This window comes from Shewanella basaltis (assembly GCF_023283885.1).
GTDB classification, from domain to species: Bacteria; Pseudomonadota; Gammaproteobacteria; order Enterobacterales; family Shewanellaceae; genus Shewanella; species Shewanella basaltis.
Window position 1 is genome coordinate 60589 of record NZ_JAKILA010000014.1, and the last position, 25305, is coordinate 85893.

Below are 25305 nucleotides of genomic sequence, written 5' to 3' on the forward strand. Positions count from 1 at the left end.
GAGTAAACGCGAGCTAATTTGAGGTTACAGCATTGCCATCAATGTACTATAAACGTGGTTCTGGTGCACCAAGGTCAAGACGTGGTAATCGTGCAACGCCTGCATTGCACATGGACTATTTTGAGCAAGTGTTTGCTGAACTGCGCCGTCACCCAGAAAAAATCGCTATTGTGAGACACAACATTGCAGAATTTCAAGCGCAGCCTTTTTTGAAAAAGGGCTTGCATACCGCCATTGATAGATTGCTACTGGTGTTTGAAGACAATGATGACATTGAATTGCTCTATAGGCAGGTCATGAGCGACGATATTGGTCAGCGGGTAAGACGCTACCCGCTGATTTTTAAAGGCATTATTTCACCCGCTAGCAAAACAGCAGATGAGCTATAACAAGCTTTGCATTACTCTGTGAGCAAACTCAGCTGGGCCGGCTAAAATCGCCCGGCCTACCGCCACTAAATCCACTTGCTTGGTGGCTAAAATGGTTTCGATGTAATCTACGCTTTCAATACCGCCAACACCTATAACCGCCGCAGTGGTTTTGCCGGTTAACGGCGCGGCATCTTCAACTAAAAAGCCTTCTCCACGTTTATCTTTAGGGCGATTCCAGCCGCCAATACCTGACGAAACATTGAGTATTTCAACGCCCGCAGCCACTAACCATTGGCTTATTTGTGCCATGTCTGCATGAGATAACCCGCCCGGATAGCCATCTTGCCCCGGAATACGGGTCATTACCGCTAATCTCGGTGCCAGTTGTTTAATGTGAGTCACAATTTCAATTAATATTCTGGCGCGGTTTTCAAGCTTACCGCCGTAAATGTCTTCACGTTGGTTGGTTAATGGCGATAACCACTGATTAATGCCGTAGCCGTGTGCACAATGGATTTCAACTAAATCAAAACCGGCTTTGTCTGCACGTATTGCCGCTGCCACAAAATCTTGTTGCCACTGTTTAATATCGTCTATTGTCATGGTCCGTGGGGTGGGTAATACACGATCGTATGCGGGCACCGTAATGCCAGAGGGCCCCATGACATCACTGCTAATACCTGCGCTGTCTTTGCCACCGCAATGGGTAATTTGTAATCCTGTTTTAACGCCAGCGTTATGCAGTGTTGTGGCTATCTGGGTTAATCCTGGTAAACATGCGTCATCGTGGGCACCGAGCTGGTTAGCTTCACTGCGCCCTGCCAAATTAACATGGCTGTATTCAACCATCACAAGGCCCGCACCTGATTGAGCAAGATGATGATAATGCGCAATGGTGGTGGGTGTAGCTAAGCCATTTTCGTCCGCAGTTTGTGATGCCATGGGCGGTACCACTAAACGGTTTTTAAGGGTTAATCCGCTGGTTAAGGTTAATGGAGTAAAGCGCAGTGCGGTCATTGAAAATCCTATAGGGTAATGGCAACCAAGATACCTGCTAGCAGCATGATACAGCCAGCTGTACGATTAATCATAATGGCAGCTCTAGTTGAGCTAAACACTCGCTTGGTACTCGATGCCAAGTATGCATAAACAAGGTTTACTGAACCAAAAGCACCAGTGGCGATGGTTAAAATAATGATGACATCCAAAAAGCTGACATGGGTCATAGGTACAAATGCCGGGAAAAAGCTCACATAAAAAATCAGCGCTTTAGGGTTTCCTAACGTGATTACAATGCCAGTGAAAACATTTTTAGTTAAACTGGCTTTAACCGTATCCACAAGTTGGACGCCATGTGCTGTTGCGCGCAACATACTTAAACCAAGCCAACACAAATACAACGCGCTGACGTATTTAATCAGTTCAAATGCTGGTCCAATTGCCTGAGCGATGGCAGCTAAACCAAACAAGGCTAATAAAATATACAAAAAGTCGCCAAGCAATACGCCAAGTGTTAACGCTGCGCCATGCATAAAGCCATTTGAGAATGATCGTGACACCACCGCAAATACCGCAGGCCCAGGGACAATAGCCAAAATAACCATGGTAAAAAATAACGCGATAATCTGTTGGTAAGCCATGAATTGTCGTTAAATTCGGTGTAGGAACATTCGGGCGATTATATCGTAAGTTGATACAGAAAATGGCGCGATAAACTATCAATTGTGTAATCCATTATGTCTGAAAATAAGAGTGTCTAAAAATAAAAGCGTCTGAAAATAAAAGCGTCTGAAAATAAGAGTGTCAGTAAATAACAGGGGAGATGTGCTACATTATTTGCTAATTCAAGCCGATAGCCATTTTTGCAAGGAATGTTGTGCAGTTTATTTTATTAACTCATCCAAGAGAGCGGCTTCGCGCCACCAATACCGGCCAATTAGTGTTACAAGCATTAGGTGAACGCGCTCAAGTGATTGAATGGCATCGCAAACAGCCTGATGCGGCATTACTTGCAGCAATTGAGGCTGCGCGTGTGGGGTTGGTGTTTCCAACTGATGAACCGCTAAATATGACAGTCGACTCTGCTGGAGATTTACAAGCGTCCACACAAGAGTGTGCGCCGCCTTTTGAGTATTTGCTGTTGATTGATGCCACCTGGCAAGAAGCCCGTAAAATGTATAATCAAAGCCCATATCTTAAAAGCTTAGCGAAAGTGGGGTTACAGCCAGCCCACGCCTCTATTTATCCCCTTAGGCGAAATCAACTCGAAGGCGGGTTATGCACCGCAGAATGCGTGGTGTTATTGCTTAAAAAAGCCGGAGAGCTTGAATTAGCACAGCAATTAATTGAAAGCTTAATGGAGTTTATCAAGCGCTAGTTTACCCTTTATGAACAGCCTTCTCTGCGCGGCGTGATTTATACCATTCCGCGTTAGCAAGTGATCTCTCAGCGAGAATTTAAAAGGGCTTAAACAAGGCGAATGACTGAATGAATAGTGATTCTCTTTCGAAGTCATGCAACGCAGTGTAAGCCCTTTTAAAACTCGCCTGAAAGGAATGCCCCAGCGGCTTTTGCTCTGCGTTCTCGCTATTTGAAAGGGAACAACCATTACTACATAGCGACGCCTTAATCAAAAACAGCTGGACGCATTCTGAGTGGTCACTTATTAATGCGGAATGGTATTACTGAAAATCGATAAATATATTGGCGGTAAGGCGACCGGTTTGTGGGTTGGCATCGATGTCGGTTTTTGGATTAACTAGGGTTGAATGCAGCAAGTTTCCGGGGTAAATCACTACACGATTTGGCCGATATTCTACCTGGTGAAACAGAGTGTAATGTTGATTGCTGGCAACACAATAGCGCGGACTTGTTTGGGTTATGTGATCCACAAAAGCTTGGGCCTTTGTAAAATATAAGTCAATGTTGTCGTGATTAATCCGCTCAAAACCGCTGCTATTGTGCCTAAAAAAACCTGTGTTGCCATGGGGGCCGTCATTAAGGTAATGCAATATGGCAAAATAATACGGATTAGGTGTGTCAAAGTGTGGCAAACATTGCAGAGGTACTAGGTCTTTTTCCTGAGTATCGATGAGCGAAAAAACGCATTGTTGCGGTTTTAAACGCCGAGTTGTTGGTATGCGATACACGTCGTAAATAAGCTGAAATACTGCGTTAAGCACATCGATAATATACTGCCTTGGCAACGCGGTGCGCTGACCGGGATAAAATGAGCTTTTATCCCTTATAAATTGGCTGTCATTAATGGCAATATCAATTAGCTCAGAAACATCACCGACAAAGTTATCAATAATAATAACCGGTGTTTGTTGTTGGCCAATCAACTGCACCTTGGGCACAATTTGATTGACCTGTATTAGCGGTTGAGTTGCTTGTAACGACATGGTCAGCTTAGCCTTACATCGCTGTTGATTTGCAATAGTGTTGCACAAAGTCATTATGCGCGGGCAGGGTGTCAACTTTGCGTTTTACTGTGGCTTTAATGTTGTTCAAAAAGCTTTGTAACTCAGCAGGCTCCATTAAATCGACAATCGGGTGATACTCTTTGGGCATTAAGCCTTGGCCCATCATGACCTGGATCCACGAGCTTTCGCCAAACAGTTCATTACCATACTTGTACACTTTGCCAGATTGACTAAACATGTCGATACGGTGCTGTAATGAGGCTGGGATTGGCATGTTTTTGCAGTAGCGCCAAAAACGACTGTCCTCACGGTCGGTAACCTTATAATGCAAAATAATAAAGTCGCGTATGTTGTCCATTTCTATTTTGGTTTGTTGGTTAAATTCATCCACGTCAGCCTGAATGATGCCATGAGCCGGAAACAGTTGCAGTAAACGCACAATACTGCGCTGGATCATGTGAATGCTGGTGGACTCTAGTGGCTCTAAAAAACCGGATGATAACCCTACTGCAACACAGTTTTTGTTCCAGTGCTGGCGACGTGTGCCGGTTTTAAATTTAATTACCCGTGGCTGATTAATGGGAGCGCCTTCAATGTTGTTAAGCAGTAACTCGGTCGCATCAGCGTCCGAAATATATTTGCTGCAAAACACTAAGCCGTTACCTGTGCGGGTTTGCAGCGGAATACGCCATTGCCAGCCCGATTGATGCGCAATTGAGCGAGTATAAGGAATAGGTTGTTGTATCGCTTCGGTTTGTACTGCAATGGCACTGTCACACGGTAACCAATGGCTCCAATCTTCAAAGCCTGTATTTAAGGTTTGTTCAATTAATAGGGCTCTAAATCCGGTGCAATCAATGAATAAATCGCCCTCAACGAGCTCGCCATTTTCAAGTTTTAGCGCTTTAATATTGCCAGAATCATCGTGTTGTAACACATCGGCAATTTTACCTTCTATGCGTGTCATACCGTGGTGTTCGGCAAATTTGCGTAAGAATTTGGCATATAAACTGGCGTCCATATGATAGGCATGGTTGTAGTCTTGATTGGGTAATACCGCAAAACGGCCCTGACGAGCGGCTAAATGCTCGGTGCAGTAATCGCCTATCTCACTGACCATGTTTTGTTGTTTGCCTTTAACCCAAAAATGCTGAAAGCCACAGGCCCAGCAGTCTTTGCCTAAAAAACCAAAGGAATGCAAATAGTCTTTGTTGACGTCATGCCAGTTTTCAAACTGGATCCCCAGCTTAAATGTGGCATTGGTGGCGGCCATCACATCTTGTTCTTTTAAGCCTAATAATCGATGAAAAAGATGTAAGGTAGGGATGGTCGCTTCACCTACACCCACAGTGCCAATATCGTCTGACTCAACCAAAACCACCTCAAGGTTTTTACCCATGAGTTTGCTAAACGCGGCTGCGGCCATCCAACCTGCAGTACCACCGCCAGCGATAACAACTTTTTTGATTGATTTATTCATCTTAGGCTTCCTGTTTAATGGTTGCTGTGCTCAGCATTATCGTTTTAATTTATTGATTAAATCTGCGCGTAACTTACGTGCATTTAACTCATCTAATGGTTTAGTTAACATGCCTTTCGCATTCTGTGGAATATAGCTATCGTCTACGTCATCATGTTCAAAAATATAATTATCAAAAATGGCTTTCCAGGCTTGTCGTTGTGCTTTGGGCAGTGACCGTAAACTTAATATACTGTGCAGTAAGGCGTTATTTGGCCTACCTAAATACCCTGGTGTGTCACGCCACCAGTGGGTAATCAGCACGTTTATATCGTCAATGCCGCGTACATGGTGCCACCACATGCTGGGAATAAATAGCACATCACCTGGGGTTAACTCAGCGGTTAATGACGCATCTAACGCCTGCTGGAACTTAGGGAAACGCTCAAAATCTGGTTTTTCAAAATCAACCATGCTGATATCTTGCCCACCCGGAGCAAATTCCATTGGGCCAACATACAGGTTGCTGATTTGTTCTGGTGGAAACAGAGTAAAGGTTCGCCGACCCACCACGTTACAGGCTAGGTTTAGCGGAAAGTCAAAATGAGCAGCAACCTTTGTTTTATTGCCTAACCAAATGCTGGTCAGTGGATTGATAGGGTGTAAGTTCAGGCTGTTTTGCTCACCAAGTCCTGGCAAAAATTGATGGATATCGGTGGAGCCCATATAAATACCGGCAGGCGTTGAACTGGCATTTTCTTGTTGTAAGCGCGCTAATAGCTGGTTGAAATCAAGGCGGCCGGCCTGGTAATTAAAACCATCGAGCTGCTGATTGTAAAACACTCGTCCTTGTTGCTCTGGCGGCAGGTAATAGGCGGTAACGGCAGAGCCTTGATAAAACTGGCGTAAATAGTCTAATGCTTTGTCGGGTGAGTCGAGTCCTGCTTGCACTAAAGGCCACTGACGGCACAAACCTTTAAATACCATGGGTTTGTCGGCTTGTTCTATGTGCGTCATCACTTGCGATAACGTCCAATCGCTGACGCAGTCGACGGCTGTTAATGTGTCATTGGACATCAGCAGGGCTCCCTTAGCCTTGAGCATTTTTAAGGTTAAGTAAATCGCGAATGTTGCTTTGTGATGCCAGTGCCATGTAAATGGCCTGTAAGTAACCTTGTTGGTGTAATTGGGCTAATGCCTCTGCTGATAGCTCGGCTAATGTGTTTTCGTTAATGGTGTAAAAACCAATCATTTGATGCTTTTTACCGTTGTCCAGTTCGATATCTAAAGTGAAAGACTCAAGTAACTGATATTCAATTAGCGTTTCAATAAAACGCTGGCTGTCGATAAGCCCATGGTGAATGACTTCTAACATTTCACCGACTTCATCTAATAACGGGGTGTTACCGCCGTAAGGCAAAAACAGCGCTTCACCTTCAGTTTGGTTGACTCTTGGGTGATCTAAATCGATATGAATAACCCGTTGTAGGCGCTCAACCCCGTCTTCACGTACGGTTTGTTGGCCAATTAAAAAAGGCTGACGACGAACAGTGAGCGGTACATAAGTCGCATTCCAGCCAGCATCCGATAAAAACAGGTTTTCATTTTGGGCAAAACCAAATAGTGCGACTGAGTAAAACTGTCCGGTTGCCGCATCTTTGTGAAAGAAAATAGGGTAGTGGGCCTGAATACTGCGAAACTCTTGTGGAAAGGTCACACTATACCAAAGGTTATCGCCTAAGGCGGCAGAGCGGCGAGTGTTTACCTTTAGGTCTTTATGGTCGATGCTGTTCAATAATACGTGTTGGCTCATGCTGATGTCCTATCCTATTCGTTCAAATACAGTATGTTGTTTTGGTTTTTTGTAGATGATTTTGCTGGTTTAATTTGTTTGTTTAAAAAGTCTTTAAAGCTTAGGGAACCCATATTGGGCCACTTTATCTAATAAAGCACGGTTAGTGGGTAAGCTTTTACTCAATGCCTGAGTGCGCTGCTGGTTATCGGTAAACAGCCGCTGGGCAAGTTGCTGCATTGAAGGTTTAACATGTTGAGGCCATTGCGTTTTAAACCCCATCCCATAAAGCACATATTGGTAACTGGCGGCAGGAAAAAGCGCTTCTTTATAACTAATGTCATGCTGGCTGGGTGCCTGATAGCGCCACAAATCAAGTTGTGCCTGTAAGCGTTCGGGTATTGAGCTGCTGTCACGATGGTCGCGCCAATAAGCATCGGCCTCGCGCTGGCTAATAACATAATGCAGTTTTAAAAAGTCGATAATTTGTTGCCAATGCTGCTGATAACGTAAGTTGATTCGCTCAGCTATGGTGTCCATTACCTGGCGATTAGGCGGTAATTGCTGCGCTAATGTCGACGCTGTCCACTCAATTAGTGCAAGGGCTGAGGCTTCTAATGGCTCAATAAAGCCTGCCGCCATACCAATGGCAATACAGTTGTTTTGCCAGCATTTTGCATGATACCCCGGATTGATATTGAGTTTGCGTGGCTCAAGCATTGAGATCGACTCGTTACTGGTACCGTTGGCGGTTAAGTAATCTCGCAGCACTTGCTCTGCTTGGTTGTCGTTACTGTGGCTTGATGAGTAAACATACCCAACCCCTTTGCGGGTTGGTAAGCCTATATCCCAAATCCAACCATTGGTTTGCGCCGTTGAGTGAGTGCAAGAGGCTATAGGGCTGCTGGGGCTGTTGTAAGGTACTTGTACGGCCAAGGCACTGTCATTAAACAGCACTGACTTTTGGCATAAAAAAGGCACCTGTAAATGCTCGCCTAGTAGTAATGACTTAACGCCAGTACAGTCAATAAATAGTTGCCCTGAAATATCGCCATGTTGTTTTGTTACCAGTGTTTCAATGTCGCCTTGCTCATTATTAATAATCCGCTCAACATGATCGTAAATATGATTAATCCCCAATTTTTGGGTGCAATGTTCAGTCAGTAACTGGCTAAACTTACCCGCATTAAGGTGGTAACCGTAATTGTTTTGAAAATGATACTGGGCAGTGGATATGGTTTTTGGCGCAAGCCCAAGTTGCGATAATACCTCTTGGCTACAAACGGCCTGGGCAAAGCTCACTTGCTCTGAGTGTGGTAACCAAAACGGGCATAAATCGAGTTCTTGGTGGCCATGAGGCAGGCTAAATGGATGTAAATAACTGTTTGATTGAGTTGTGTTTGTATCAAAACGCCAATCAATAAATCGAGAGCCTTGTTTAAAGCTGGCATCACAACGGCGAATAAAATCATTTTCATCGATGCCTATTTTGCTCAAAGTTGAGCGCATTGAAGGCCATGTGCCTTCGCCCACACCTATGGTGGCTACATCGGGTGATTCAATCAAGGTGATATTGAGTTTTGGGGAGTGAGCCAAGATGCCCTTGTCAACATTATGCTCGGCAGCCAGTAATCCTGCCGTTATCCAACCGGCTGTGCCGCCACCAATAATGACTATTTGGGTGATTGGTTTTTGCATAATATCTACCTACGCTTTGGGCGTTATTGTTATTTTTATGATGTTGCAAGGTTATGACGTAAATTGAGCATCACTACATCATAAGTAGAAATTTATAAAATGTAAGCACTTTCATGTTTTGATTATCACATTGTGTTTTTTAATACGTTGATATTAAAGCTCGGTGCTGTGCTATCTCGTTTTGTGGTCGGTATTAAAAAAGCAGTAACGTCCATGTTACTTAATATGTAGCAACAAAAAGAGGTGCCAATGTGTGAGCACCTCAACGACCTAAATAGAACCTTGATGTATCCCGTTCAAACTGGGGTAAGACGGGATAACATCAAGTATAAGGGTGCTTAGAAGGTGTAACGTGCACCAATGCTATAACGTGCACCCGTTTCGGTGAGGTTTAGCACCTGCTCATCGGCACGACCATGAACTCGGGTATATTCTTCAGTAATGTTAAGTCCTTCGAAAAATACCGTTAAGCCTTCAACTTGCTCGATGTCATAACTGACTGATAAGTCAATTTGCGAGTAAGCTTCAGTATATTGTGGGTTAGCGCCAGTGCCTTGACCGCGAGAATTTAAGAATTCGTCACGCCAGTTGTAAGCTACACGAGCTTGAAAACCGTAGTTTTCGTAAACTAATACCGCGTTTGCCGTGTCACTTAATCCCACAAGGGCAGGTTGGTCTTCTAGTAAGAAGTTGTCATATTTGTCATCACTGTTAACTATGGTGTAGTTAGCAATAACACCAAAACCGGTTTCGCCGAAGAAATGCTGTACCGCAAATTCCCAACCATCAATGACCGAGTTACGAGTGCTGTTAGATGGCGTGTCGATGAAGAACTCTAATAGTTCATCATTATTAGCCGAACTACCTTCAATGGTACCGACTAAGTTATTTGGGTCACTGGCATCTGTAATATTAACGGCACTGTTATCGGCAAAGTTTTCAAATATGTATTGGCGAACAGTTCCGGCGTCGTTTGAGCCCGTGGCGGCCAACGCTGCTTGGTATAAATCACCAGAGGCTGGGTTATAAATACCATCGTATGTGGTGACTACGTTGGTGTTACTGATAAAGTTTTTGGTGTCTTTATAGAAGTAACCCACAGACACATAGCTAGATGGCGCATAATACCACTCGGCAGATAAGTCATAGTTTTGTGATTCTAAAGGTAATAAACTTGGATTACCTGACGAACCGCTACCATTACTTTGGTTTGCGAGCGTGCCACGTACCGTACCACCTTGAATAGACACATAGTCTGGACGACCAATGGTTTCGCTATAAGCGGCGCGCAATTTAACATCTTCTACCACTTCTATATTAAAGTTAATATTTGGCAGTAGGTAATCATAATCACCCTTTTGGGTTTCAAATACGCGATCACCAGATGCTACAAGTGCGATTTCTGTATCACCTACCCAGCTTGTGCCATTGTAACCAGCCACAGCCGAAGTTGAGGTGACGTCAGTTTGCTCGTAACGTAAACCAACATGGAAGTCGTACGGCATGTCACCGATTTCACCGTCATAATTGTACTGTACGTATACTGCAGTAGATTCTTCTTCGGTATAACGGTCAACATCTGAAGCATAATCTGTAGATGGACAGAAACCGTTACCGCAATCGCCCGCAACTGATGAGCTGTAATTTGCCGCGGCGTAATCACGTACTGAGGCAAAATCCCATACAAACATGGTGTTAAGAATGTCGTATGTGCCAGTGCCATTAGAGAAATCGCCACCGTTTGCACTAAATTTATCGTGAATAGTGTCAGCAGGGAACCAAGCATCATCTAGGTCGCCTGGGCTACCTACACCACCCCAATCGTTGCGTTGCACGTTAACTGATTGCGAATGGTTATTTACCGTTGTAAGGGCTAAACCAAAGTCGATACTGCCTGCATCTTCAAAAAGGTATTCGCCATCAAATTGGTATTGATCAATTTCAGATTTATTGCGTGAACTGCCAAATACAGAACCTGTTACGACCATATCTGCAGGGGTAATAGCATTACCACCACCCACAGCAAGAACCGGTAAATCGCCACTGAAGTCGGTTGCGGCGCTGGTGCGCACAAAACCTGCGGTACTTAACGTATTGCTTGAGCCATAAATACTATTGGGTTTGTTTTCTGCCACAGAGTTGTGAGCGTCAAATGTCAGCGTTAAATCATCACTGGCTTGCCATTCGATATTAAAACCTAATGAGCCACTTTCGTTACGCACGCCATAATCACCGGTCGCCATTGATAAATCTTGGGCGCTGGTATAGGTTTCTGAATAAATGAGAGGAGAAGAAATTGGGCCATCTGTCCAGACGTTTTCTGATGGCGCAAAGGTAAACCAAGCTGATACGTCATTGTATTGTGTATCAACATCATTACGCATGTAGGTATAGTCTAATGTCGTGGTGATGGTATCAACCGGGCGATATTGCAATACCAATTGGCCATTAGTACGTTGGCGTTGTTGCTCTTCAAAACGATAAACAGTGGTTTGTGGTACAGAGTAGATGTCACCTTCACCTGGGCGATTAACTTGCCCCTCTTGTGGTACGCCACCCCATTCTGCAGTGCCTGCGCCCCAATCGTTGTCTACTGTGCCTGGGAAGCTGCGCCAGCCAGTCCCTACTTGTGCCTGGGCATTACCTGATTCGCGCTCTTGGAAACTAGCCGATATCGATACGCCAAATTTATCATCGGCAAATGTATTTGAGTACAAACCTGACAGCTCTGGTGTCATACCGCCTTCACGAGTGGATTTGTCATCCATGGCTTTAGCGCCAAACGTGGCTTTTAATCCAGGAGCGCTGAGTGGCTTGTGAGTTAAAATATTAATGGTTGAACCAATACCACCGGTTGGGTTTTCAGCTAGTGCCGTTTTAAAAACCTCTACACCACTGATACTTTCGGAGGCAATGTTAGCAAAATCAAATGAACGTGAACCTGTGGTTACCGGCATTTGACGGCCGTTTAGCGTGACGAGGTTAAAATCTGGACCAAAACCACGAACCGTCACTTTACTGCCTTCACCGTTGACACGGTCAATCGATACACCACTGATACGTTGTAGCGATTCTGCTAGGTTAGTGTCTGGAAACTTACCAATGTCTTCAGCTGAAATAGAGTCTACAACGCCACTTGAAGAACGCTTTACATCCATCGATTTAATTAAACTGCCACGAATACCCGTAACCGAAATGACTTCGATATTTTCTTCACTGACTTCATCAGCAGCATGAGCGGGTAAAATACTGCTCATACCAAGTACAAGCGATAAACTGGTCGCTAGCTTGGTTTTATTAAATGTTCTTGTTTTCATCTAGGAAATCCCCATTGACTAGATTTTATTTCTTTCAATATTGCGAGTTGGGCGCAAATCGTTTTTTGTCATTCTTCATTGGCGCTGTGATCATTATTTATAAATTCTTGTCATATAAAACTGCTAATGTAAGCGCTTACATAAAGCTAGTGTAATTTGTGAACTTAGTCAACAAAAACAAGTTTAAATTATTACATTTCATTAACCGATGTGATAGGGAAAGTCGATTTGTTATTTTTAGTAATTGTTTTTATTAGATTAAATTATCAGCTGTTTAACTGCCATAAAATGTAAGCGCTTTCTTTTGTTGCGGGTAAATGTTGCCGAATTTGGGCATATTTATCTGATAAATAGTCGCGATAAACAGTATAGAAGGGTGGCATTGACCGAAATGTGTTAAGAATTGTTTTAAATATGGAGGTAATCATAAATGCAATAAGGCAATAAACCAGCCGCGGCCAGTTTATCACTGTTTATTATGCAATGAGATTAGTCTATTGCTTTGGTCGAGGTGCGGATAAAAAGTTCTGGCGAAAACGAGCTTTCGACCACGATTTCAGTGTCGTTGTATACGTGTTGTAATACCCACCGAGCAGCCATTTTACCCATTTCGTGGATCGGGTTACTGACCGTTGACAGTTTCGGTGAGATATATTGTGGAAAGGGGATGTTATCGTAGCCAATAAATGAGATGTCTTCTGGTACGCGAAGGCCGTGCTCTAGGCATACAGATATTGCCCCAGATGCCATTTGATCGTTTGCACATATCACAGCAGTAATGGTTTTGTTCATTGCCAATAGCTGTTCCATCGCTTCACTGCCACCGGCTTCTTTGAAGTTGCTTTCAATATGTAGGGTGGTGTCAAAATCGATGTTGTATTGCTTTAATGCACGTTTATGGCCTTTTAAGCGATCTCTTACGTCGAGCTTAAATAATGGTCCTGAAATGTACGCAATGTCTTTGTGGCCAAGGGACAGAATATGATCGGTCGCCATAAAACCACCTTGTTCATTTTCAAGGTAAACGCAACGGTCTTTAATCGCGTCGATGTAGCGGTTAATAAACACCACTGGCGTGGCCCCTTTGCTCAGTTCAATTAAGTATTCGTCTGAAACCGCTTCAATATCTAAAATCAGCGCATCGCAACCACGGCTCATCAGAAACTCGACACTGTCTTTTTCTTGGGCTTCGTCACTGTGGCCAGCGGCAATAATCACGTGCTTGTTAGCACCACGAAGTACCGATTCTATTTCGGTCATCATAGGGCCATAAAATGGACCATCGAGTTGCGACACCAATACGCCAATGCTATTAGAGCAATTGGATGCTAACGATTGGGCAATAGTGTTAGGGCGATAGCCTAACACTTGCATTGCATCTAATACTTTTTGTTTGGTTTTTTCACTGACTTTGGCGTTGTTGTTCATGACTCTAGATACTGTTGCTAGAGACACTCCCGCCATTACCGATACGTCATATATTGTTGCCATAAAGTCATTTCACGTAAATAATTTCAAGTTAGCCTTGGAGCACAAGACGCCAAGACTAACATGCTTTTATTTTACTTCTCTATTTAATTCTAAATGAATTCGATCAACTTGTTGGTTATCAAGAATATACCAACGCATCACAAACGCCACCAAAATAGAGCCAATAGCAGGATAAATGGTAAACGACAATAAGATACCTTGTTGGGTGGCTTCGGTTTGCGCAGTATCGGCTTGATAGCCGTAACCTGCTAACAACCAACCCGCAGCAGCACCACCAATAGCAACACCTAATTTAATGAAAAATATCACCGATGAGTAGATCATCCCTGTGATACGCACACCATTTTTGTATTGACCGTAATCGACCACGTCAGCCATTTTGGCCCATAACAGTGGGGTTGCCATGTTAAAAGTAAAGCCCCAGGCAATAAACATAAAGAACGCTAACACCACTTGATCGCTTGGAACAAAGTAACTGAGTACACATAACGCCGCGGCAATAATTTGCAGGCTAATATAGGCTTTGACTTTACAAATGCGCTTAGCGAGCGGTTCGGCCAAGATACAACCAAAGATATTACCCACCATACCAAGGGTAATAAATAAGGTGATTGAGTCCGGCATGTTGAGGTAATACTTAACATAGTAAATGGCTAAGCTGCTGCGCAATACCATGCCAGAGAGCAAACACACTGCGGCAACAGCCAGTACGCGCCATTGATCATTTTTAAGCATGTCGCCAAAATCTTTTTTAAAGCTAGATTGTTGATCAACAGGCGGGTGTAAACGTTCTTTTGTGCCCCAAAAGCACACTAAAAACATCGCTACGCCCAAGATACTCATGGCGGTAATCGTCAGTTGGTAGCCTTTGGCTTGATCGCCCTGGCCTAAAAATTCAACTAAAGGTAAGGTCAGTCCCGATACCAATAACCCGCCTAGCATGGCAAACACAAAACGATATGACTGCACCGAAACACGTTCTTTAGGATCGGCCGTTAATACGCCGCCCAATGCACAATAAGGAATGTTAATGGCGGTATAGACCATCATTAATGCTGTATACGTCACGAAGGCATAAATCATTTTGCCGTCTTCGGTTAAATCGGGGGTGGTAAATGCCAGCACACTGATAAAGCCAAAGGGCAGGGCAAACCATAATAAGTAAGGTCTGAATTTACCCCAACGGGTGTTGGTTCTGTCAGCCAGTGCCCCCATTAATGGGTCGGTTACCGCATCAATTAACCGCACTGCCAAAAACATGGTGCCGACAAAAGCGGGTGAAATACCAAAAATATCGGTGTAAAAAAAGGTTAAAAACAGCATAACCGTTTGGAAAACGATATTGCTTGCTGTGTCCCCAAGTCCGTAAGCGATTTTCTCTTTAATACTGATCATACGTGCCTCAATAATTGTTGTTTTTTATTTTAATATGATGCGGTTATAAGTATAAAATAAAGCCGTTCACAAGAACGGCTCTGCAGTGTCACTATGTTCTGTTAGCTAATAAGTCTTTGTAGGCATAAGCGCTCGATTTAAGCGTACGCTTTTGGGTGTCGTAATCAACATAGACAATACCAAAACGTTTTAAGTAGCCTTCAGCCCATTCAAAGTTATCCATGAGGCTCCAAGCAAAATAACCCACCACATTTACGCCTTGCTCTATTGCATTGTTAACGGCATTTAAATGGGCATCATAGTAGGCAAGTCGGTCTTGGTCATCTACTTTACCATCAATGAGCTTGTCTGCCATGGCTGCACCGTTTTCGGTAATGTAGATCGGCGGCAATGGGTACAATGCATGCAGTGAGGTTAATAAATCGGTAAAAGATTGCGGATAAATCTCCCAACCAATATCGGTTTTAGGGTTATCCACCATATCAATTTGGCTAAAACCTGTAACTGCATCTGCTTTATATACTGCACGGGTATAAAAGTTAATCCCTAAAAAATCGATAGGTTGCGCGATAATGTCAAAGTCACCTTCTTCGATGACCGGCATATCTTCTGGCTCAAAGTCGTTAATAATCTCAGGGTAGCAGCGGTCAAATAAGGGTTTGATGTACCATTGGTTAAAATACTGGTCGGCTTTACTGGCGGCTTGCACATCGGCAGCTGAGTCTGTTGCGCTGTAACAAGGGGTAAAATTAAGCACGATACCGTTTTTTGAATGAGGGCTATTTTTTTGCAGCACCTGCATTGCTAAACCATGGGCGAGTAATAAATGGTGTGCAGATTGGCGGCCATAAGATTTTTTAGCTAATCCAGGCGCATGAACACCTATTTCATAGCCTAAATACGAACTGCAAAAAGGCTCGTTAAACGTGGCGTAAGAGTAAACTCGATCGCCAAAAGCCTGGGTGATTTTGTCTGCGTAATCGGCAAACAGATAGGCGGTTTCACGGTTTAACCAGCCGCCATTGTCTTCAATGTGTTGTGGTAAATCCCAGTGATATAAAGTTACAAATGGTTTAATGCCACGGCGATTAAGCTCGTCTAATAAGTCGATATAAAACTTAACGCCTTGGTCATTTAAGCTGCCATCTTTGTGCAACACGCGCGGCCAAGAAATTGATAAACGGTATGCATCTACGCCGAGCGATTCAATTAAATCAATATCTTCTCGCCATAATTTTACATGTTCACAGGCTTGCTCACCGTTTGAACCATCACGAATTTTGCCAGGTGTTGCACAAAAAGTGTCCCAAATACAGGCTAAACGGGTGTCTGCAGCCCCCTCGATTTGAAACGAAGCAGTCGCCACACCATAGGTGAATGCTTTTGATTGCATCTTAGAGTTAGCTGGTAACATTATTTTCATATGATTATTCACTTCGCTTTAATTTAGTTTGAGTCTTTATTACTGATAGTCTTTGCGCTGAAACACCCGTGATAACTCGTTTATGTCGATTTACTCAATGATGAAATATTCTATTCGAATAATTAAAAATCGTTGACATCAGTTATCGATATGTTAAAAATGAAAGCGCTTACATTGAGATTAGTGATTAATTACACAAAGGTCAATATTTGATTTTGAAAATAGGTTGCGAACGGGGCCAAAGGGGAAATGCTTAACTTAAGTTTGTTTAGTTAATGATTTACGGACCAATTTGCAACGACTGACTCGAACTGATTAACCATATTAATTGATAACAACCCAATATAACGATTTATAACATAGGGAATGTCATGGCGACTTCACAACAGCAACCAGAATTAACAAGCGTTGATTCGACTCATCAAGTGGGCGACTTTCGTTTTGCGTTAGTTGCATTAACTTCATTATTTTTTATGTGGGGCTTTTTAACCTGCCTCAATGATATTTTGATCCCTTATTTAAAAAACATGTTTGAGCTTAATTATACTCAGGCGATGTTAGTGCAGTTTTGCTTCTTTGGTGCTTATTTTATTGTATCGATTCCGGCTGGGTCGTTAGTGGGTAAAATTGGTTACCAAAAAGGGATTATTACTGGATTAGTGATTGCCTGTATTGGGTGTTTGCTATTTTATCCGTCAGCGAGTTACGGCTCGTACAATATGTTTTTATTTGCCTTTTTTATTCTTGCCTCTGGTATCACCATTTTACAGGTATCGGCTAACCCTTATGTTAGCGTACTTGGTCCTGCTAAGACGGCATCGTCACGATTAACGTTAACCCAGGCATTTAACTCCCTTGGCACAACCGTTGCGCCATTTTTTGGTAGTTGGTTAATTTTATCAACCGTGGAGCACGATGAAAAAATCACTGAAGTAGGCGAGGTTATTGGCCAGTTATCTGTACAGCAACAAGCCACTGCTGTTCAAACGCCGTATTTAATATTAGCGGGAGCTTTATTTGCGCTAGCGGTTATTTTTATGCTGCTCAAGCTGCCTTTGTTAGGCAAAAAAGTGGCAAGTACTGATAATCAGGCTGTTGGCAGTGCCTGGCAGTATCCGCATTTAGTGTTGGGCGCCGTGGGTATTTTTGTTTATGTTGGCGCCGAAGTCGGCATCGGTAGCTTTTTGATTAGCTTTTTAACTCAAGACGATATTGGTGGCTTGTCTGAGTCACAAGCGGCGCATTACATTGCTTATTACTTTGGTGGCGCAATGGTTGGGCGTTTTATTGGCGCGGGCGTGATGCAAAAAATCAAAGCAGGTAAAGTATTAGCCTTTAATGCGCTGTGTGCTTGTGCCCTGGTAGTGGCGGCAATGTTTAGTGCTGGCACAGTGGCAATGTGGGCATTATTGCTGGTGGGACTGTGTAATTCAATTATGTTCCCGACCATTTTCAGCTTAGCGTTACAAGATTTAAAACAACATACTAGCCAAGGCTCAGGCATTTTATGTTTAGCCATTGTCGGCGGTGCTGTTTTACCTTTGCTTCAAGGGGTAATGGCTGACAGTTTTGGTATTCAATTAGCCTTTATTGTGCCCTTAGTTTGTTATGGTTTTATTGGCTATTACGGTTTAGTGGGCTGCAATGTAAAGCGTCCTCAGTTTAACGCGCAGCAGCAAGGATAAGGAAACACCATGAACAGGAATCAAGTTATTAACGGGTTAACCCCACGCCAATTTACACTGCCATTAAGTACACTGAGTTTAGCGGTACTGTTAAGCATAACAGGTTGCAGTGAATCGGCTCACGTTGAGCAAGCCCCTAACACGCCAACGGTAGCGGTTGAGGACAGTGCAGCAAAGTCTGGCATTGATTTATGGCCAGCACTCACACCTGCTATTGCTAAAGATGCAGCGCTTGAAGCTAAAATTGCGGCATTGGTTGCTAGCATGACCGTAGAGCAAAAAGTGGCGCAGATGATCCAACCTGAAATTCGCGATATCACCGTTGAAGATATGCGCAAGTATGGTTTTGGTTCATACCTTAACGGCGGCGGCGCTTACCCCAATAACGATAAACATGCCACACCAGCAGACTGGATTGCATTAGCAGAAACCCTCTATCAAGCCTCTGTTGATGACTCTGTCGATGGGATCAATATTCCTACCATGTGGGGCACTGACGCTGTGCATGGCCACAATAATGTGATTGGCGCTACGCTATTTCCGCACAACATAGGTTTAGGTGCAGCCAATAACCCCAAGTTGATTGAACAAATTGCGGCGATTACCGCTAAAGAAGTCATGGTTACGGGTATTGATTGGGTATTTGCGCCTACGGTTGCTGTGGTTCAAGACGACCGTTGGGGCCGCAGTTATGAGGGCTACTCTGAAGATCCAACCATTGTAAGAGACTACTCTTTTGCCATTGTTGAAGGGCTACAAGGCGCTGTGAGTGGTGACTTTTTATCTGACCAACGCGTGCTGTCAACCGTTAAGCATTTTCTTGGCGATGGTGGTACAGAAAAGGGCATTGATCAGGGCGACAATATTGCCAGTGAACAAACATTGGTTGATGTGCATGCTCAAGGGTATGTTGGCGGTTTAAATGCGGGGGCACAAAGTGTCATGGCGTCGTTTAACAGCTGGCATGGGGTTAAAAATCATGGCAATAAATACTTACTGACCGACGTACTAAAAGATCGCATGGGCTTTGACGGTTTTGTGGTAGGTGATTGGAATGGTCATGGGCAAATTCCGGGCTGTACTAATGAGTCATGTGCCCAGGCGGCCAATGCAGGGTTAGATATCTTTATGGTGCCTACCGCGGCATGGAAACCGTTATTTGAAAATACCGTCGCACAAGTCAACAGCGGCGAAATTAGTCAAGCTCGCCTAGATGATGCGGTGTCGCGTATTTTACGGGTTAAATTTAGAGCTGGTTTGTTTGACAAGCCAAGCCCTGCTAACCGCCCGCTATCAGGTAAAACCGAGTTAATTGGTCATGCAAGTCATCGTGAGGTTGCCCGTCAGGCGGTTCGTGAGTCGCTGGTGTTACTGAAAAACAATCAAAATATATTACCGTTATCGCCTAAGTTAACGGTTTTGGTTGCAGGCGATGCCGCCGACAATATTGGTAAGCAGTCTGGTGGTTGGACGATTACCTGGCAAGGTACAGACAATAAAAATGCCGACTTTCCAGGTGCAACCTCGATTTATGCCGGTATTGAGCAAGTGGTTAAGCAAGCTGGTGGTCAAGCGCTGTTAAGTCCTACTGGTGAGTTAAGCGCACAACAAAAACCAGATGTGGCCATTGTTGTGTTTGGTGAAGAGCCTTATGCCGAAGGTAACGGCGACATTGATAATCTAGAATACCAACGCGGAGATAAGCGCGATCTTGCCTTGTTAAAGCAACTAAAAGCTCAGGGTATTCCTGTGGTGTCGGTATTTATCAGTGGCCGTCCAATGTGGGTTAATGCTGAATTTAACGCATCCGATGCGTTTGTCGCAGCCTGGTTACCCGGTTCTGAAGGACAAGGCATCGCCGATGTGTTGTTTACCGACGCACAGGGTAAGGTGCAGCATGATTTTGTGGGCAAATTGTCATTCTCATGGCCTGCTACACCACAACAAGCCACCGTCAATGTGCCATTGCAAAGCGCGTCAGCGGAACAAAAAGCACAATACCAACCCCTTATTCCATTCGGTTATGGCCTAGATTATCAGTCGGATATGTCAAAAGCCCTGGTATTAGATAATTTATCAGAAGACAACCTTGCCGCTGAACAAACCATTACTGATTTAGCCTTGTTCGAAAGAGCCGTTAAGTCACCTTGGTCAATGTACATTGCCACGCGTGAAGAGCGTCAGGGGTTGTCTAGTAGTGTGGCGAAAAACAGTGCGTTAACGATTCGTACCATGGATCGTGTGGTGCAAGAAGATGCCCGATTTGTGTCATTTAATGGCAGTGAGCAAGGTGTAGTTGGTTTAATTAGTAACTTTCCTCGTGACTTTAGAGCCTACAGCAATAGTGATTCAGCATTATCGCTTAGTATTAAGAGTTCAGCCCTGATGCAAAAACCATTATGGCTAGGTATGGCTTGTGAAGGTGATTGTCGCAAGCAAGTTGATATTGCTCGGCAGGTTAATAGCAAGTTGGGTGAATGGCAGGCGTTAAGCTTTTCACTGGCTTGTTTTGCCGATGAGCCAATGGACTTTGGTAAAATCACCATGCCGTTTTACCTAGCGACCGACGCCAAAGTCGACATCAGTTTCAGTGATGTGGTTATTCAAGCTCAGCCGAGCGAAAACACAATAACATGTAAAAAGTAACACCCTGTTTACCGTTAGTGGGCTCATCGATTTTAGATGAGCCCCAGCTAAACTCAACCCCAATTTGTGCTCTGTGATGTGGTTAATGGTGTTTTAGACACTGTTATTGGCAACGCGCGAATAACAATAAATGAGGAAAACAATGAGCCAAATTAATAATAAATATTCATTTTTACTTTGTTTAACCACACTGGTTTTATTGCCTGGTTGTCAGTCTGATAATGACGCTAACATGGTTGAACCAGACACCAGCGTGTCGGACAACACAGACAGTGACTGGAAATTGGTCTGGCAGGACGAGTTTGATGGCAATGCAGTCGATAGCAACAAATGGAGTTTTGCTGTTGACTGTTATGGTGGCGGTAATAACGAAGCTCAATGCTACACCGCCAGAACAGAAAACGCCTCAGTTGCCGATGGCATGTTAACCATCACCGCCATCAAAGAAACGTATTCAGGCCCCGCGGTCAATGACTCAGACCCAAGCTATGATATTAACGACACCTCTAAAACCCTTGACTATACCTCTGCACGGTTAGTGTCTAAAAATAAAGGCGATTGGAAATACGGCCGTTTTGAGATCCGTGCCAAGTTGCCTCAAGGCCAAGGTACATGGCCTGCCATTTGGATGTTGCCAACCGATTGGGTATATGGCCCATGGGCTGGCTCAGGTGAAATTGACATTATGGAAGCGGTGAATCTTAAGGTGGAAGTTGACGGTGAGCCCCCAGTGTCAGCCATTCACGGTACTTTGCATTATGGTAAACAATGGCCAAACAATGTTTACACAGGGCAGGAGTACACCTTACCTGATGGGGCCAATCCAGCAGATGACTTTCATGTGTATGCCGTTGAATGGCAAGAAGATGAAATACGTTGGTATGTTGACGATGTGCATTTTGCCACGCAACAATCTTCTGGCTGGTATAGCCAATACGTAGACGACGAAGGCCAATTAGTTAACGCACCAGACGATGCTCCTTTCAACCAACGCTTTCACATGTTACTAAACCTTGCGGTTGGCGGTGCCTGGGCGGCAAATGTGCACAACACAGGTATTGATCCGTCAGTATTTCCGCAATCTATGGTAGTGGATTATGTGCGTGTTTATGAATGTGCAAAGTCGCCAAGCACGGGGGCAGGTTGCGAAACCATCGATGAAAATGTCACGGTAACACAAGGGCAAACACCACCAGATATCGTGATACCTGATACCAGTTTTGGTCAACAATCACCTTTAAACTTATTTAGTGTTGGCGATCAAGATGCTCTGGCTGATGGCTTAATCTTTAACAGTTACAACCCAGATAATGCCATAAGTTATCAGGTGGTAACGGACGACACCTTGGGAAACGTATTACAGATTACTAAAACGGGTGATACTGGTAATCTGTATTTTGAGTACACCCCAAGAGCAGATTTAAGCCATTGGCAGGCATTAGGTGCGTTAGTGTTTGATATTAAAGTATTATCAATTGCTGACGGTACCGAAGTGTTAGTGAAAGCTGACAGTGGTTGGCCCAATGTCGGTGACGCAACCATTGAATTACCAACAACGCTTGACCAGTGGCAGCAAGTGAGTGTGCCACTGGCAACACTTGTGGCTAATGGTAACCGTTTTTCACCAGGTAGTACGGTCAACTTTGCTGATATCGTCAACCCGTTTGTGATTGAACCGACAGGCCCAATTGCGTTGCAAATCGATAATGTGCGTTATCAATACCAACTCGATAACCACACTCAGCTGAGTGTGTATGACGACGCAACCAATGCCCCTTTTGCCTACGGTCAATATGTTGCCTCTGGTGAACTTATCGAAGAACAAATTGATGTTGGCGGCGAACACAACATGGTGACTCAATTAAGCTTTAATACCAATGAGGCTGTTGGGTATTTCCAAAGCCCTACCGTATTTGATTTGAGCGACTTTACTACCTTATCTTTTGATTTGTATGTGGTATCAGATCCAAGAGCGTCACGTTCGTTAAACATTAAAATGGATTGTCAGCACCCGTGTAGCTCAGGGGACTTTGCCATTAACGCGCCAGAGATAGGTGTGTGGACACATTATGATATCAGTCTGACAGACCTACAAAACAATACCGGCTCCTCTCTGGATTTAACCAAAGTGGATACACCCTTAGTGATATTCCCTAATTGGGGAGATCAACAAGGCGTGGTATTACAAGTGGACAATATAACAATAACCAAAGCGCTATGATATTTGGCCTTTAAGTATGATGAATATGGAAAAGGCAGCTTGTTCGATAACATTCATTAACCTCAACTCTGGATAAGAGATGTATTGATAACGATATAAATCAATAGATTGACTAAAATCCACTGTCAAGCTTGTGATTTGTTTTGCTAACAAGGCGAATTAACGCGTCAATAGCTAGCCTATTGCAAGTTAATTCAACGCAGTGAGGAAGGCAAAGGACTGCTTGAAAGGCGTTTGTTATCCAGAGCTGAGGTTCATTACCTTTTCAATGTATTCTCAGCGTTTTAGTGAAATATTGATTATGCCAATGATTGAATACGAATGCAGAAATGCACAGTTTGCTTTGCGCCTTGTGGCGCTTAGCTTAGTATCAACAAACACAGTTATGTTGCACCTTTGTTGTGTAAATGCGGGCGTTGTTTAAGCCACAGCGCGTTAAATTGGCTTAACTTCGAACAAATCAATATATCCGTTTATGATGCGAACAATGGCATAATGCAAAGTAATCATATTGAATCGCTGTAAATTTTAAGGAATTGATTTGTCTAACTTTACATTTTCGCTCGCTGATTTAGAACGCATAATCGCACTGGCAAAAGATGCAGGTAATGCGATTATCCAGGTTTATGCCACTGCCGATTTTGGGGTTGAGGTTAAACAAGATGACAGTCCGGTGACCGCAGCTGACATTGCTAGCCATCACGTGATTGTTGCTGGGCTCAGCACGCATTTTGCACATATCCCGGTGATGAGTGAAGAAGCGGCTGACATCAGCTGGGCAGAAAGACAAACATGGCAAACCTATTGGCTAATTGATCCACTGGATGGCACCAAAGAGTTTATTAAACGCAATGGTGAGTTTACCGTCAATATTGCGCTTATTCATCAAGGTCATGCAGTTGCCGGTGTGGTTTACGCTCCGGTGCTAAAAAAGTGTTACAGCGGCATACTGGGGCAAGGCGCTTGGCTTGAGCAAGATGGCTTAATCACCCCGCTTGATATTAGCGAGCGGAAGATACAACGTCCGCCAACGGTGGTGGGGAGTCGCTCACATGTTAGCCCAGATGTTGCTCAATATTTAGAACAAGTCGGTGAGCACAATATGCTCAGCGTAGGTAGCTCGTTAAAGTTTTGTATGGTGGCAGAAGGGCAAGCTGATGTGTACCCAAGGCTTGGCTTGACCAGCGAATGGGACACTGCCGCTGCACAAGCTGTGTTAGAAAGTGCTGGTGGCGTGGTGTTGGCCTATCCCGCAATGACACCACTTAACTATAACCAAAAAGAAACGATTTTAAATCCATATTTTATTGCTGCGTCTAGGGCGTGGTTTGCAAAAAATTAGGCATGACCTGAATTTGCAAGTATGGACATAACTTACACGAATAATGGAGAAACTAGTTATGATGCGCATGGGCGTCGACCTCGGTGGGACTAAAATTGAAATAGTAGCGTTAGCAGAAGACGGTGCCGAAATATTCAGAAAGCGCATTCCTACGCCTAGAAACTACCCTGATACAGTGCAAGCCATTGTCAGCCTAGTGGCAGATGCTGAAGCCGAAACAGGCCAGACTGGCTCAGTTGGTGTGGGGATCCCTGGCGTGGTTTCTCCTTTTACGGGTTTGGTTAAAAACTCCAATTCAACTTGGATAAACGGTCACCCATTAGATCAAGATTTAAGTAAAGTATTACACCGTGAAGTCCGTGTGGCCAATGATGCAAACTGTTTTGCAGTATCAGAAGCTGTCGACGGTGCTGCAGCGGGAAAACGTGTGGTATTTGGCGGTATTATTGGTACTGGTTGCGGTGCTGGTGTGTCTATTAATGGCGCGGTACATGGCGGTGGCAATGGTATTGGCGGCGAGTGGGGCCATAATCCTTTACCATGGATGACCCCAGATGAATTTAATACCACAACCTGTTTTTGTGGAAATCGTGACTGTATTGAGACGTTTATTTCTGGCACTGGTTTTGTGCGTGATTTTCGCGCCGCTGGCGGCGATGCATCTAGTGGTATCCAAATAGCTGAAATGATGCAGCAAGGCGACCCATTAGCGACAGCCGCATTTGAGCGCTACATCGATCGTTTAGCACGTTCACTTGCCCATGTGATTAACATGATGGACCCTGACATGATAGTGCTAGGTGGTGGTGTATCAAATATCGATGCCATTTATACCGAGCTGCCTAAAGTGTTACCTAAATATGTCGTTGGTCGTGAGTGTGGCACTCAAGTCGTTAAAAATAAATTTGGTGCATCGTCAGGTGTTCGCGGTGCAGCCTGGTTGTGGGGCAAAGACGAAAAATAGTCATCATATAGACTGCATTTTATGGGTATATACAAAAACGGCACTCAATAGTGCCGTTTTTGTTTTGGGTTGATTC

Annotated in this window: 18 protein-coding genes; 7 read left to right on the forward strand and 11 right to left on the reverse strand. The window is 44.0% G+C overall.

Annotated elements, in window-relative coordinates:
* Nucleotides 1–41: 41 nt before the first annotated feature.
* A complete protein-coding gene (locus L2703_RS11395) occupies nt 42–389 on the forward strand; it encodes a hypothetical protein (protein ID WP_248971210.1) in 348 nt (115 codons plus the stop codon).
* On the opposite strand, the gene L2703_RS11400 is transcribed toward L2703_RS11395, so the two are convergent.
* Both L2703_RS11400 and L2703_RS11405 read right to left on the reverse strand, forming a co-directional pair.
* Complete coding sequence (locus L2703_RS11400; protein ID WP_248971211.1) at nt 384–1388, reverse strand: NADH:flavin oxidoreductase; 1005 nt, start codon at nt 1386–1388, stop codon at nt 384–386. The genes L2703_RS11395 and L2703_RS11400 overlap by 6 nt on opposite strands.
* 8 nt (nt 1389–1396) lie before the next feature.
* Nucleotides 1397–2011 carry a LysE family translocator gene (locus L2703_RS11405; protein WP_248971212.1) on the reverse strand — a complete coding sequence of 205 codons (615 nt, stop codon included), beginning with the start codon at nt 2009–2011 and terminating at the stop codon, nt 1397–1399.
* A gap of 236 nt (nt 2012–2247) precedes the next feature.
* On the opposite strand from L2703_RS11405, the gene L2703_RS11410 reads away from it, so the two are divergent.
* Entirely contained in the window at nt 2248–2748 is a 501-nt protein-coding gene (locus tag L2703_RS11410) for a DTW domain-containing protein (RefSeq protein ID WP_248971213.1), read from the forward strand.
* Between the two features lie 304 nt (nt 2749–3052).
* On the opposite strand, the gene L2703_RS11415 is transcribed toward L2703_RS11410, so the two are convergent.
* The 9 genes from L2703_RS11415 to L2703_RS11455 all read right to left on the reverse strand — a co-directional run bounded on the left by L2703_RS11415 (nt 3053) and on the right by L2703_RS11455 (nt 16371).
* Nucleotides 3053–3775 carry a DUF6445 family protein gene (locus tag L2703_RS11415; protein ID WP_248971214.1) on the reverse strand — a complete coding sequence of 241 codons (723 nt, stop codon included), beginning with the start codon at nt 3773–3775 and terminating at the stop codon, nt 3053–3055.
* A 13-nt stretch (nt 3776–3788) separates the two neighbouring features.
* Nucleotides 3789–5276: a tryptophan halogenase family protein gene (locus L2703_RS11420; protein WP_248971215.1), complete on the reverse strand. Its 1488-nt coding sequence runs from the start codon at nt 5274–5276 to the stop codon at nt 3789–3791.
* 36 nt (nt 5277–5312) lie between these two features.
* Complete coding sequence (locus L2703_RS11425) at nt 5313–6272, reverse strand: cupin-like domain-containing protein (protein ID WP_428848656.1); 960 nt, start codon at nt 6270–6272, stop codon at nt 5313–5315.
* A 73-nt stretch (nt 6273–6345) separates the two neighbouring features.
* Nucleotides 6346–7068, reverse strand: coding sequence for a SapC family protein (locus L2703_RS11430; RefSeq protein WP_248971217.1), 723 nt, complete (start codon nt 7066–7068; stop codon nt 6346–6348).
* 93 nt (nt 7069–7161) lie between these two features.
* Nucleotides 7162–8745: a tryptophan halogenase family protein gene (locus L2703_RS11435; protein ID WP_248971218.1), complete on the reverse strand. Its 1584-nt coding sequence runs from the start codon at nt 8743–8745 to the stop codon at nt 7162–7164.
* 338 nt (nt 8746–9083) lie between these two features.
* Nucleotides 9084–12062: a TonB-dependent receptor gene (locus tag L2703_RS11440; RefSeq protein ID WP_248971219.1), complete on the reverse strand. Its 2979-nt coding sequence runs from the start codon at nt 12060–12062 to the stop codon at nt 9084–9086.
* A gap of 489 nt (nt 12063–12551) precedes the next feature.
* Nucleotides 12552–13553 (reverse strand): LacI family DNA-binding transcriptional regulator, encoded by a 1002-nt coding sequence (locus L2703_RS11445; protein ID WP_248971220.1) that lies wholly within the window; start codon nt 13551–13553, stop codon nt 12552–12554.
* Nucleotides 13554–13619: 66 nt separating this feature from the next.
* Nucleotides 13620–14948 (reverse strand): glycoside-pentoside-hexuronide (GPH):cation symporter, encoded by a 1329-nt coding sequence (locus tag L2703_RS11450; protein ID WP_248971221.1) that lies wholly within the window; start codon nt 14946–14948, stop codon nt 13620–13622.
* Nucleotides 14949–15039: 91 nt separating this feature from the next.
* The gene (locus L2703_RS11455; RefSeq protein ID WP_248971222.1) at nt 15040–16371 is read right to left on the reverse strand and encodes a GH1 family beta-glucosidase; all 1332 of its coding nucleotides are present in this window, start codon (nt 16369–16371) and stop codon (nt 15040–15042) included.
* 371 nt (nt 16372–16742) lie between these two features.
* On the opposite strand from L2703_RS11455, the gene L2703_RS11460 reads away from it, so the two are divergent.
* The 5 genes from L2703_RS11460 to mak all read left to right on the forward strand — a co-directional run bounded on the left by L2703_RS11460 (nt 16743) and on the right by mak (nt 25229).
* Nucleotides 16743–18056 carry a sugar MFS transporter gene (locus tag L2703_RS11460; RefSeq protein ID WP_248971223.1) on the forward strand — a complete coding sequence of 438 codons (1314 nt, stop codon included), beginning with the start codon at nt 16743–16745 and terminating at the stop codon, nt 18054–18056.
* A 9-nt stretch (nt 18057–18065) separates the two neighbouring features.
* Nucleotides 18066–20702, forward strand: coding sequence for a glycoside hydrolase family 3 protein (locus L2703_RS11465; RefSeq protein WP_248971224.1), 2637 nt, complete (start codon nt 18066–18068; stop codon nt 20700–20702).
* A gap of 142 nt (nt 20703–20844) precedes the next feature.
* Nucleotides 20845–22923, forward strand: a complete 2079-nt coding sequence (locus L2703_RS11470) for a glycoside hydrolase family 16 protein (protein ID WP_248971225.1) — start codon at nt 20845–20847, stop codon at nt 22921–22923.
* 541 nt (nt 22924–23464) lie between these two features.
* Nucleotides 23465–24265, forward strand: a complete 801-nt coding sequence (cysQ, locus tag L2703_RS11475; RefSeq protein ID WP_248971226.1) for a 3'(2'),5'-bisphosphate nucleotidase CysQ — start codon at nt 23465–23467, stop codon at nt 24263–24265.
* 58 nt (nt 24266–24323) lie between these two features.
* Entirely contained in the window at nt 24324–25229 is a 906-nt protein-coding gene (mak, locus tag L2703_RS11480; protein ID WP_248971227.1) for a fructokinase, read from the forward strand.
* The last annotated feature ends 76 nt before the right edge of the window (nt 25230–25305 follow it).